This window comes from Dysgonomonas gadei ATCC BAA-286, from assembly GCF_000213555.1.
Classification (GTDB): domain Bacteria; phylum Bacteroidota; class Bacteroidia; order Bacteroidales; family Dysgonomonadaceae; genus Dysgonomonas; species Dysgonomonas gadei.
On sequence record NZ_GL891980.1, the window covers coordinates 647,959 to 661,659 of the forward strand.

The 13,701-nt window shown below is 41.2% G+C and carries 5 protein-coding genes; 4 read left to right on the forward strand and 1 reads right to left on the reverse strand.

Annotation, left to right across the window (positions count from 1 at the left end; all coding sequences use genetic code 11):
• Positions 1–153: 153 nt before the first annotated feature.
• Positions 154–2,730, reverse strand: a complete 2,577-nt coding sequence (locus tag HMPREF9455_RS06700; RefSeq protein WP_006798872.1) for an AfsR/SARP family transcriptional regulator — start codon at positions 2,728–2,730, stop codon at positions 154–156.
• A 255-nt stretch (positions 2,731–2,985) separates the two neighbouring features.
• Here HMPREF9455_RS06700 and HMPREF9455_RS06705 point away from each other — a divergent pair, with 255 nt between their 5' ends.
• From HMPREF9455_RS06705 to HMPREF9455_RS06720, 4 genes are all read left to right on the forward strand, one after another.
• Entirely contained in the window at positions 2,986–5,202 is a 2,217-nt protein-coding gene (locus HMPREF9455_RS06705) for a glycoside hydrolase family 3 C-terminal domain-containing protein (protein ID WP_006798873.1), read from the forward strand.
• Between the two features lie 1,392 nt (positions 5,203–6,594).
• Entirely contained in the window at positions 6,595–8,340 is a 1,746-nt protein-coding gene (locus HMPREF9455_RS06710; RefSeq protein ID WP_044215529.1) for a PL29 family lyase N-terminal domain-containing protein, read from the forward strand.
• 112 nt (positions 8,341–8,452) lie between these two features.
• A complete protein-coding gene (locus tag HMPREF9455_RS06715) occupies positions 8,453–11,644 on the forward strand; it encodes a SusC/RagA family TonB-linked outer membrane protein (protein WP_006798875.1) in 3,192 nt (1,063 codons plus the stop codon).
• 16 nt (positions 11,645–11,660) lie between these two features.
• Positions 11,661–13,673 (forward strand): RagB/SusD family nutrient uptake outer membrane protein, encoded by a 2,013-nt coding sequence (locus HMPREF9455_RS06720; RefSeq protein WP_044215628.1) that lies wholly within the window; start codon positions 11,661–11,663, stop codon positions 13,671–13,673.
• The last annotated feature ends 28 nt before the right edge of the window (positions 13,674–13,701 follow it).

Here is a 13,701-nt window from a genome sequence, read left to right on the forward strand (position 1 = left end):
TTACTTTTTACTCTCTCTGTAAGGTGGGGGAAACAACGTTCGGCGGAGCCAATTTGGGGGCCATTAATCTTTCAAAGAACTATCAGCCAACTGCTAAAAGCTGTCAGCTAACATATAGATAAAATTATTTTTAGTTAAGAAGGAAAAGGAGACTCAATCTTCGATATTATTCCGGCTTATAACATCTGTAAGGGAGTACTTATATTTCGAGCCCAGCAGATTATAGTATTCTTTACAGAAATTGTCGTAAATGCTTTTCGCAATTCCTTTCTTACCCGAATTGAACAATATAGAGCATTTGAGATATAACGCTTCTTCATTTATATAATCGTGGAGGAATAAAGTATCGGCAATCTTAAGTTTCAGGTCATCAGTGAGCTTATAATAATTGCTCTGTGATAGTTCGGTCAATATATCTATCGTCATATTAGAAAAATCACTTTTGAATCCGTCTACCCAGTCAGCTTCTGTGTTTGGTAACAATACTCCCCTAAGCAATAGTTCGAGCAGCCTGTCTATATTTGTCTGATCGGGTGAAGCATTTTCTTTTATTATACCAAACAACCGCATCGCCTCTGTATAATCACACATGATACCTTCATTCAATTTTATACTCCAAAAGCCATTTTGGTTTATAATTTCTGCATTTCCTACATTTTCGAGTGTTGCACGCAACTTACTAAGATAGACGTTTCTGTTGTTTTTAGCAGACTCTTCATTCTTATCAAACCAAAGCAACTGAATCAGCTTCTTCCCCGATATACCTTTTTCATCCCTCTCTGTACTAAGAATGAGCAACACCAGCAAGTATTTCAGCATCGGCGTAAACTGGCCTGTTATATTCTGTCCATTTTTATCCATTACCAAGAAGCCCCCAAGAAAACAAACCGATCGCCGGGAGAAATCATAGTACTGAACCTCGGGCTCCTTCACTTTTGTCTCACTTACAGCAGATGTTATAATGCGCTGAGATGGAGCCATTATCTTTTTTCCGGTTTTTCTTTTAAATGTTCCACTTTTAATTAAAAAATAGATCGGAAGAATAAGTACAAATATAAGTCCCAGAGCTATTACAACAATCATCCACACGGAAGATGGCGAAGCCGGCTCTTCTATTGGCTGAGTAACCTGTATCTCGCTTAGAGCGATTGGCGGATAATTAAGTGAATAAATCGCAACTTCAGCCGACTTATCTGTTTTTATTTTATTTATCAATAGATAAAATTTATTATCGGCCTTGGAATAATATAGCTTCATATATAAATAGTGAGCCGTAAGATCTTCGTGTATAGGAAAAGACATAGCTTCAAATCCCGCAATATCTTTCTTTAGCCTCATTAATGTGCCGCCATTTTGGCTTGTAAATACATAAAAACAATCTTCTTTCTCATCATAAATCATATTCTCACCGGGAAGAAATTCCAACTCGGGTGCCGGCGTCTCCATTTCCCACAGTTTATTTGTCTGTTCTGTCAGGAGATTAACCGAATAAAAATCGTAATAATTACGGGGAGATAATTCCTGTCGTCCTGTTTTATTACCCCATCCTCCATAGATATACAAGGTATTGTTTACAATAACGGTTGAAGAAGAATGCCGGGGGGAAATATCTGGCAAAGTAGACTTTTTTATAGATTTCCGGCTCGGGTCTAAACGGAGTAATTCATTGTTATATTTATAAAAGCCATAACCTCCAAAAGACACCAATGAAGAATCGGAAGGCGAAAAAGAAACTGAGTTATTCCAGTAGGCATGTTCCAAAAGCGATTTTGTATTGTTTTCCCACGATTCGGAAACCGGATTGAATACGGATACTATGTTCTCATCGAGATTATAGGAAAATAGCTTGTTCGAAACAGGGTTGTAGAATAACTGATTAGGAGCATTGGCAGCTATTATTCCGCTTTTCACAGCTATTATATTTTCTTTCCTTTTATCGGCATCGAAAGTGATAAGCTCTTTAGAATCGGGGGAAGCAATATAAATTACCCCCTGATTCGGATTGAAGGCAAACAATGAATTCTCTTTAATATGTTTCGAATAGATTTTTTCCCAAGTTGCATAAATATCTATGATCCATCGTGGATTTGTAACTACTGCCGGTACCTGGGCTACAGAGTCGGGACTGTGCTTTTCATCGTGTTTCTCCAATTTCCAGTGCCTCAGTAGGTTTTTACCATTGAATATTTTTACATCCCGGATATTCACCGATGCTATATCATATAACATATATCCTTCAAATGGGCATAGGCCAAAAGAGACTTTCACCTCATTGGCACGTGATATCTGGTAAGGAACAGATAATTTAGTCTCCCCATACAATACAATGATTTCATTTTTCTCTGACGATAACGTTATACTTACCGATAGCCATTCATCGCAGATTATTTCTTTGGAAATCATGTAGACAGACTCATTTACCACAAGCATCGGATATCGCTTATCTCCCTCACCCACTGTAAATAATAAGTCTATATTTTCTTTCTTATCCGTAATCATCCTGAACACAACCCCAAACACATTGTCTTTGCGTACGCTCATATCAAATGTCATGGTTGTCTCATTGTGCAGCCTGATCGGTTGGTTATTCTCCAGTATCAGGGATGTTTTTTCCTGATCATTGAACGGGAATGACTTTATATATAAACCATAATCTATACTATCGGGTTGTGCAGCATTGATTAATACTGACAAGAAGAGAAATAAAATAGTAGAGAATAGTTTTTTCATTTAGATTTTTTGTGGAAGATAAATTGTATTTTTAAAACTGTAACAGAAGCTAACGATTGTAAAAATAATCTATTTCTTTTTTTATTCCAACTAAAAGATTTTAGTTTTCCGATAAATCACCTATTTTTAGTCTCATTCTTTTAAAATATAGAATATTAATCCTATTTTAATAGAAACATTAATGTTTGATTTCAGCTTTTATTAATGCCTTTTGCTTTATTTTGTATTTAATAAATATCTTAAAAAATCTTTATCATGAAAACTAAGGTACTCTTAATTCTCATTTTTTCCACATTTTCGGGCACTCTGATATTCGGTCAGCCATATCCTTTCCGCGATACAAAGCTGTCTACAGATAAACGGGTATCTGATTTGGTATCGCGTCTGACTTTAGAAGAAAAGGTATTGCAAATGCTAAACAATACCCCGGCCATAGAACGGCTCAATATCCCGGCTTATAATTGGTGGAACGAATGCCTGCATGGCATTGGGCGCACAGAATACAAAGTAACTGTTTTTCCCCAAGCCATAGGGATGGCTGCTGCATGGGATGCCAGGTTACTAAAAGATGTAGCAAATGCTATTTCTGACGAAGGACGTGCAATATACAATGATGCTTCGGCAAAAGGAAACTATTCTATATACCATGGTCTGACATATTGGACTCCTAATGTAAATATATTCCGTGATCCTCGTTGGGGACGCGGGCAGGAAACATATGGAGAAGATCCTTACCTGACAGGGGCTTTAGGCAAGTCATTTGTCGCCGGACTACAAGGTGACGATTCCCAATATCTAAAAGCAGCCGCCTGTGCTAAACATTATGCTGTACACAGCGGTCCGGAGAATACTCGCCATACATTTAACACCTTTGTTACCACATTCGACTTGTGGGATACGTACCTTCCTGCATTCCGCGATTTGGTTGTAGATGCCAAAGTAGCAGGCGTTATGTGTGCATATAATGCATTTAGCGGAGAACCGTGTTGCGGGAACAATCTGCTAATGCAGGAAATATTGAGAGATAAATGGGGCTTCACAGGATATGTAACATCCGATTGCGGCGCTATCGACGATTTTTACCGTCATCATAAAACCCATCCTGATGCTAAATACGCTGCTGCCGATGCGGTATATAGCGGAACTGACATCGACTGCGGCAATGAAGCATACAAAGCTCTTGTAGATGCCGTGAAAACCGGGCTTATTACAGAGGAACAAATAGATATATCTTTAAAGCGCCTATTCGAAATACGTTTCAGATTGGGAATGTTCGATCCTGCAGAAGATGTGAAATTCTCAAAAATTCCACTTTCGGTACTGGAATCACAACCTCATAAGGATTTAGCCCTTAAAATAACGAGAGAATCAATCGTATTATTAAAGAATGAGAATAACTTTCTACCGCTAAGTAAGAAGTTGAAGAAAGTAGCTGTTATCGGACCTAATGCAGACAATGAAGTATCAGTGCTGGGTAACTACAATGGCTTCCCTACACAGATAATAACTCCTTACAAAGCTATCAAGAACAAACTGAAAAATACAGAGGTGATTTATGAAAAAGGTATTGACTTTGTAAAACCGTCGGAAAACAGCAAAGAGGAAATCGCAGCTCTGGCCAAACGTTTGAAAGGAATGGACGTAGTCATATTTGCCGGAGGTATATCTCCGGAACTGGAAGGTGAAGAAATGCCTGTCAAAATAGAAGGATTTACAGGAGGTGACCGTACGAGCATAAAACTGCCGAAAATACAGACAGAACTGATGCAGGCGTTAAAAGCAGAAAGAATTCCGACTGTCTTTGTTATGATGACCGGAAGTGCTATCGCTGCCGAATGGGAATCACAAAACGTACCTGCAATATTAAATGCCTGGTATGGGGGACAGGATGCAGGAACAGCCATTGCAGATGTTCTTTTCGGAGATTATAACCCTTCGGGAAAATTACCTGTGACATTCTATACAAAAGACAGCGACCTGCCTGCATTCAATTCTTATGAAATGAAGAACAGAACCTATCGTTATTTTGACGGACAGGTACTTTATCCGTTCGGTTATGGATTAAGCTATACCAAGTTTGAATACTCCCCTATACAAATGCCTGCAAGTATAAAAGCAGGTGAAAACATGGAAGTTTCCATCACTGTAAAAAACACAGGAAAGACAGATGGAGAAGAAGTAGTCCAACTATATATATCCCACGACAATAACGGTACAAACAGACAATTACCGTTATATGCGCTGAAGAGCTTCGAAAGGATATCCCTGAAGGCGGGAGAAAGTAAAAGTGTAACATTCAAATTATCGCCAAGAGAAATGGCTCTGGCAGACGAAGATGGTGTATTAAAAATGACTAAAGGAAAAAGCAAGCTATATATCGGAGGAACTTCTCCTACAAAAACAAGTGCGGAAAAATTACCTCTTGTCGAAACTCAGTTTGAGATAACAGGAAATGATTACATAATTGATTAAAAGAGATATCTATTCATAGATAATCTTTTCTATACGCACATAATGGGGGTGGATAAACATTCGGCTAAGACGAAATGTTATCCACCTCTTATTATATCTTCAAGCTATATTATCTAACATGTCAAGATCAACAAACGTAATACTTATTATACCTTTATTATCCGTACCTGCCTCGTCACCAGCCAAAGAAGAGAAGTTTACAATACCAGACCTTAACAAATTTACATGTATTAATTTATTAATGCGAATCAGTAGTTGAGATTTAATGTTCTATTTTTATCTAATGCGCCGTCCGGCTTGTTTTTCTTAACTTTTTCTTGATAAAAAGTTACAAAAATCAAGGCTGCATCCCTTTGGCGACCCAAAACCGCAGCTCCGGTGGGGCAAAATAATACGGAATTATCTATAGACGGATTATTAGCCGTGTATAGCAGCTATCCTATTTTGCCCTACACCTCCGCTTTACGGATTGGGTACCCCGCCTGCGGAATGAGGCCGGAATCGCGATGCGGCGACAGGACTGTGTCTTTTCAGGCTTTAGCTCCGCGTGCGTCAGCCCTTGCGCATTAGTGACGCAGGCGGGGTACCCAATCCGTTGCAGGCGGCGTAGAATCAAACGGGGCTATAGCCCATGTGTTTGATTCAGCCGACGAAACGGTTTTGGGTCGCCGAGGAGCGAAGCGCTAGCCTTTTGGTTCGTTTTGGGCAATGCCAAAATGAACATTTAAGCGGAACGAAGTGCAGCTGAAAAAAATAGAACAATTTTATACTACAATAGTTACTTGAACTACTGATTGGCATAATTAATAAACTTTCATAAAATACCGAATCGGTTTAATCCCTATTCTCATTATTTAATTTACTTCCATATTCAAAAGCATCAGTTATCTCCTGAATTAATGAAACCCTTATGAATAAAAGGTTTAAAAGCCTAAATTATAGAAATTTTAATGGCTCTATTAATGTTATTTTTAGAAAAATATTAATATATGTTATATAAATTTGCCCACACTCAAGTACTATTAAAATTAATTATATAAACATGAAAAATACATTAAATACCTCTTGAACACAAAAGAAGATCCGGATCCGTGTATATTTATATAACCATAGGTGTAAGACAGCATAGGCCTAATCCATTTGATATACAAATCCTCGAACCTAAACGATTATAATAACAATTTATGAGCAATAATTCCAGGGAAAAATACAAGCGGAAACAACCTGTTTTCGGCTTATAAAATCTTGTTTTGGAAACTTCGTATAGTTTTCCACGCAAATATTTGTTTTTCAGAAATTACTTAAATAAAAGATAAAGATTTCACAACAAAAGTTATCACTTAACTTAATCCTTATTTATCTATGAATAAACCATTTAACTCCTATTTATGTATGAACAAACGATTTTTAAATGTGCTCCTATGTGGAGTCATGCTTTTTTCAACAGGTATTTTCTCATCATGTGGTGAAGACGTCGATGACCTGAAATCAAGAGTATCAGTATTAGAAGTTGCAGTTGCGGATCTCAAAGATCAGCTGTCAAATGCAATGACAACCGGTGCAACCATTGTAAAGGTAGAAGAAGCCAATGGCACTTATACTTTAACTTTGAGTGATGGTAAAGTTATTACAATTAAACCGGGTACCGGTAGCGGAGCAAATATTACTGTAGAAAAAAATGAGAAAAATGTAATTATTACTGTGGATGAAACTGAATATGTACTACCTATTGGTTCGGCAGTAAACTCATTAATCTACAGTCCTGAAACTACTGACGGTATCGTCAATATAGGTAATACAAGCATTACCGTAAACTTTTTGGCTACACCGGCTATCACTTCCGCTAATTTAGAGAGTGCCACTTTCGATATAGCAGAAGCCCACCAACTCAAAGTAGGAGGCAATGGCTTGTTCAAAGTCGACGGCGATGTAACGCTTGAGGGCGATTTCATTAAAGTTCCTATCAAAGCTCTTGGTGTAGAAGCGAGCAAATCGTATGCCGTGGCAATCTATATGACTATCAACGGTACTACGGCTATCAGCTCCAATTACTTTACTGTAAAAGTTTCCGACGACTATTCTTTCAATAGTGAAGAACTTGTTACCCCTACTTTCTCTAATGCAATTACTGACGCAACAGAAGTATCACCAGGCTTCTGGACAGCTACTCTACCCGAAACTGATGCTGTCAGCTTCCTGAATGAATTCAACTTCAATACACTTGTTTCCCTTCCTTCAATTAACGCGGCAGACCTGCGTTTCGAATTGGGAGTGAAAGCTAATCAGAATGGTAATGTGCAAGATAGGTATGACTTCTTAAAAAGTTGTCTAACCGCAAATGGCGCATGGAAAATGCAAGGCCGTCCAGGTTCAAACTTTAATAAAAAAGAAGGTGATGCAAAACCTGACGGTGTATTGATTAATGTCGTAGTTAACGATGTGATAAAAGCTAAAATATACTGGAAAGTCATTGATCCATTGGCAAATATTGATTTCCACGGTGGATTAGTGAATTTCAGTGAACACATGGAATACGGTAATCCTGGAGTTGACGGTACAGGCGTTGGCGAAGGTGAAGGAATCATCGTGAATCCGGGTGTAAACAGCATCGATTTGGCGAGAACTTTAATTGGAGGCAAACTGTCTTTGGTACATGGTAATGGCATGAAGTTCCTGAATGCTTTGAAAGCGTATTCAGTAAAATTGGGAGAGGAGGACTTAGTTATGAGCGATGGTACTAAATTGGTAGTGACTAACGTCGGCAAAAAATACACAAAATTCTCTCGTGGACTGAATTGGTTCAATATCCAAACATCAATCGCAAAATCACAACGCAGGAACTGGACGATGTCCGATGATGAAAAAAAGGCTCTCGCACAATCCGATTGTAATGGAGAAATTGTTACAGGTTGGGACGGACTTCCAGGTGAGGACATGACTGCAAAAGGCTTGAATATCACATCCGATGGTTTCTTCAAAACAACAACAGCTTATGGTGGATGGGCCCTTCGTGTAGGTATGGGACTCGAATTCGAATATGACTACGGAATGAAACCAATTAGTAACGGATGTTTGGTATTCCTTTGGATCAACCGTCGCACCAGTGCGGAGAACGTAGTAGATGTTGCTCCAAGATAATAATCTTTTGGATATATCATATATGAAATACTCTCTTCTCCCCGCATGGGGAGAGAGGTCTTTCTATCGCAAATAGAAATCATATTTCCGATTAATAATTTAAAATTATATCATGAAAGATAGTAACTCAAAAACATATGGAAAAAGCGCGTCGGCCTCGTGGAGGTTTATTATAGTCGCGTTTTTATGCCTCCTGGTGGCATTGCCTGCTTCAGCGCAGCTCCGGATGGTTCAGGGGATGGTCGTTGATGCCTCAGAAGAACCAGTCATCGGAGCCACTGTAACAGTCAATGGAAACGCTACCCGTGGTACAATGACCGACTTGGACGGTACTTTCAAAATAGAGGCATCGAAAGAAGAAAAACTGACAATCTCATTCATTGGCTATCAAACGGTTGTGGTAACAGCCGACAAAACTGACCTGAAAATCACATTACAGGAAAATAGCAAAGAATTGGAAGAAGTAGTCGTTGTAGGCTATGGTACACAAAAGAAGGTAACACTGACAGGTGCGGTTTCCGCGATAAACAGTAAAGAAATCGCTGTTACCAAGAATGAAAATGTGGTCAACATGCTTTCAGGTAAGATACCGGGTGTGCGCATCTCTCAGAATAGTTCGGCGCCAGGGGATTTTGACAGCAAAATTGACATCCGCGGTATGGGCGAACCTCTGATCGTAGTCGATGGAATTCCCCGTGATAAAGGATACTTTTCCCGTATGGATGCCAATGAAATAGAAAGCGTATCCGTATTGAAAGATGGTACGGCAGCTATTTATGGTGTTCGTGCCGCCAATGGCGTTATTCTGGTTACAACCAAGCGTGGTGATTCCACCAACGGCAAGTTTGACATCACGTTCTCTGCCAATTTAGGCTGGCAACAGTTCCTCTATGTACCCGAAACATCAAGTGCGACAGACCATATGTTACTGACCAACGAAAAAAGATACAACGATTTTAACGGCAACTATCCCATTCGCACTACTCCTCAATATACCTGGGAAGAAATGCTGGAATACAGCACCGGCCGCAAAAAAAGTACCAACTGGAACGATGAGTTGTTCAAGAACAATGTGCCACAATCTCAATACAACATCAGTATGGATGGCGGATCGGATAAAGTGAAGTATTTCTTCAATCTGGGCTACATCAAACAAGAAGGAGCATACAGAAGCGGTTCCCTGAACTATGACCGTTGGAACTTCCGAAGCAATGTGGACGCACAAATTACCAAACGGCTGAAAGCCGCGGTACAGTTGAGTGGTTATATGGATGAGAAGAACCAGCCACTCACCGATATATGGACAGTATACAAAAAAGCGTGGAGCTATCGCCCAACGGCTGAAGCATGGCTGGATGGCGATCATAGTATGCCTGCTTTCAACGAGCAAATGCCGGTAGCAGGTTATATGGATAATCCTGTAGCTCAAACCAACAGTGATTTTGCCGGTTTCCGCCGCGAAAAACGGAATAACTTTAATGGTTCTTTGGCACTGACTTATGATATTCCGGGCGTAGAGGGATTAAATGCGAAAGCATTCTATAGCTACGACTATTATTCTACAAATAATACAGAATACAAACGTACACACAATCTGTATCAACGGTTAGGAAATGGGACTATAGAACCTATCGTTCAGAATGCCGACAGTTATCTGAGACGACGCACCGATCCGGCTTATGGGACAGTAATGCAATTATCATTGAACTATGCCCATAAATTCGGCGATCACAACATCAACGCTATGGTGCTGTTCGAGGAGCAATACAATAACTATGATAACTTCTATGGGCAGCGTGACATGCTTCTCGATGGTGAATACCTTATTTACGGTGAAGCCGAAGGCCAAACAGCGTTTTCCGACGGTGGCGGTATTTGGGATGTGGTTCGTCAAGCAGTTGTAGGAAGAGCTAATTATGACTACAAAGGCCGTTATATAGCAGACTTTGCTTTCCGTTACGATGGATCATCCCGTTTTCCGTCCGGGTCGCGTTGGGGATTCTTCCCTACAGCATCTCTCGGCTGGCGCATCAGTGAGGAGCCATTTATGAAAGAATGGATTTCATACTTAAACAACCTTAAGTTGCGTGGATCTTACGGACGAATGGGGGACGATGGCGGCGCAGGCAACTATCCTCCTACGGTAGTGGGTTATGAACTGAATGGCAGGAAACTCGGTTGGATTTATAACGGAGCTCTCATGGGCGGATTAACGCCTACGGCTATCCCAAATCCTGACCTAACCTGGTACACCATAGACACTTGGGACTTTGGTCTTGATTTCGACCTTTGGAACTCAAAACTCACAGGTACATTCGATGTATTCAAACGTAGCCGGAACGGACTGTTAGCAAGAAGCACATCCGTTATTCCAGGCACGGTAGGTGCTTCCATGCCTTTGGAAAATATCGAAAGTGATGAAACATTCGGTTGGGAAATCAGTCTGGGACATAATAACAAGATAGACGACATTACTTATTGGGTAAATGGTCAGATTTCAGCCACGAAGAATCGTTGGGATTATAGAATCGATTCTCCGGCACAAAACTCAATGGACAATTGGCGTCGTTGGCAGACATCCGGTCGTAACAAAGATATCTGGGCTACCTACAAGGAAGGGGGAAGATTCACCAGTTACGATCAAATCCGCTATCATAACACTACCGGAGGTAATTACGGCCAAGGTTCGCTGCCGGGAGACTATTGGTACGAAGACTGGAACGGTGATGGAGTTATTAACGACCAGGACAACCATCCGGTGGCTACTTACAACCTGCCGGTATTCAACTATGGTATCACAATGGGAGCCGCATGGAAAGGTGTAGACTTTTCTATGAACTGGCAAGGTTCAGCAGGTGTATACAATCAATACACTGAAGTATTTGCCGAAGTAGGTGCATTCGGAGGCGCTATTCTGGATATCTACAAGGACCGTTGGCATACAGCTAACGCGACAGATGATCCCTGGAACCCGAATACCCAATGGGAAGAGGGGCTCTATCCGGCTACCGGCCGTCCTTTTGGCTCAGGTACAACCGGTATTAAAAATACTTCATATATACGTCTGAAAACATTGGAAGTAGGTTATACACTACCCAAACCCTTGATTAGCAAAATGGGTATCAAAAACCTTCGTGTATACCTGAATGCCTACAACCTATTGACTATAACAGGCTTGGACAATATTGACCCTGAGCGTCCGGGGGCTAAGGGAGGTTCCAATAATAATGATGAGCAAGGTGTTTTATTTTATAATTATCCGGTGAACCGCACCTTCAATGTAGGTGCTACAATTAAATTCTAACATGAAAGGACAGAATATGAAAACATTCAAATATATATGTATAGCAGCGTTAACACTCACCATGGGTTCCTGCTATGACATGGATCTGGAGCCGAAAGGAATCATTGGGGAAAATGTCCTGTTGACTTCTGACAATGGTATCAAAAAGTATTTCGCTGTCACTTATCAGGACCTTCCCATCGAAGACTTTAACTATAATCATACAGGGTCTGATGGCAGTGGAAAGGGGTATGCGACCGTCAATCAGGATGGTTGGCATACAGGCAATAAATGGACAGCACAAAAGGGTAGCCCGGCTTCCGCTGCTCTCGAAGCATTAGGCCGCGGTACATCCTATGGTGATGGTTGGGGATATTGGCCTTACGACCGTATCCGTGACATCAACAATTTCATTGCGGTTTTTCCGAATTATAGAGACAGTTATTCGACCGAAGAAGAATATAATTCTTACCTGGGCGAAGCTCACTTCCTGCGTGCGTTTTATTATTTTGGAATGGTGAAACGCTATGGTGGAGTACCTATTGTAAAAGAAGTGTTGAACCCTACTGCTGGCGAAGCATTGCTACAACCACGCAATACAGAGTACGAATGCTGGAAGTTTATCTACGAAGATCTGAAATTTGCGATGGAAAATGCTGCTGACAAAAGCAAGTATGAACCAGGTCGCGCCAATCGCTACGCTGCTGCCGCCCTAATGTCACGAGCTATGTTGTATGCCGGATGTGCGGCTAAATATGGTAGCTACATCAATGTAAGCGGTCCGGCTGTCAGCAGTGGACTGATGAGCATTCCTGCGGATAAAGCGGAAGAATTTTTCCAATATGCATACGATGCTTGTAAGTTTATTCAGGAAGGTGGCTATACGCTGCATGGAGCAGGCGCCGCAGATGCTGCTGCCAAAGAAAAAGCATATGTAGAAGTCTTCCTGAATGATAATAAGGCAGACGAGGATATTTTTGTGAAACAATATACAGCAGTGGCCGATGCCATTTGGGATACAAGTTTATTCCATTGCTGGGACGGAATGGTGTTGCCTTTGAGTATGATTGGCGGTGGAGCGGCAGGAGCGGCTTTGCAACCGACATGGGAACTCATGAAATTGTATGAGGTGCCTGCCATCATCGACGCAGATGGCAAACCGGTTCGTTTCGACAGTCCGGAAGAGCTTTGGAATAACGGGGAAATGGAACCTCGCTGCCGTGCTAATTTCTACTTCACCGGAATGACTGAACCGGGCTCCGGCAAAAAGGTAGACATCCAGGCAGGTGTTTATACAGAATATCCGGGAACAGCAGCTGACGGCACTGCCGAGATTGGAGGAAGCCGCAACGACTATACCGACAGATATCGTATCAGAGCCCAGCGGGCAGGCGAAAGCCGGAATATTGGCGGTAAAATGGTGAGAGTGAGTGGACAGGACGGCTTGGGTGAAGGACTTGGCGACGAAGGATATACCCGTTCGGGAGCGTTTATTCGTAAGTATACAGACCCCGCTGCCGCTGCCGCCAGCCGCGTATTATTCGGCAGTAAACAACCTTGGAAAGTATTCCGTTACGGAGAAGTGCTTTGCAACTGGGCGGAAGCCGCTTATGAGTTGGGTACGCTGAGAAATGACAACAATCTGAAAAAAGAAGCATTCGTATATGTGAACCAAATCCGTTCACGTGCCGGCGCTCATCCTCATGAGATGGTAACCAACCCGGAAGATATAGGTACGTCGCTCTACGGATTCGCCATTGACGAAAACCTGAAATATATCCGTGACGAACGTGCTCGTGAGCTGTGCTTCGAGAACCAACGTCTTTTCGACCTGCGTCGTTGGAGAGTGGCCGACATCGATTTCCTTAATGGGAAATTCGGACATACCTTACTTCCTTATTATGTACTGAATGAAGACAAATGGATATACCTGAACGAGGTAGAAACCATAGCCCGTACAGTGACATTCGAAAGAAGATGGTATTATGAACAAATACCGGGGGGAGAAATTGGAAAAAATCCGAATTTGGTACGTAATGATGGTTATTAATGGAAATAAATGAACTAAAATACTTGAA

Bases quoted from the DNA above. Each gene is read 5' to 3' on its own strand.
- HMPREF9455_RS06700 (WP_006798872.1), bottom strand. From the start codon at position 2,730: ATGAAAAAACTATTCTCTACTATTTTATTTCTCTTCTTGTCAGTATTA.
- HMPREF9455_RS06705 (WP_006798873.1), top strand. From the start codon at position 2,986: ATGAAAACTAAGGTACTCTTAATTCTCATTTTTTCCACATTTTCGGGC.
- HMPREF9455_RS06710 (WP_044215529.1), top strand. From the start codon at position 6,595: ATGAACAAACGATTTTTAAATGTGCTCCTATGTGGAGTCATGCTTTTT.
- HMPREF9455_RS06715 (WP_006798875.1), top strand. From the start codon at position 8,453: ATGAAAGATAGTAACTCAAAAACATATGGAAAAAGCGCGTCGGCCTCG.
- HMPREF9455_RS06720 (WP_044215628.1), top strand. From the start codon at position 11,661: ATGAAAACATTCAAATATATATGTATAGCAGCGTTAACACTCACCATG.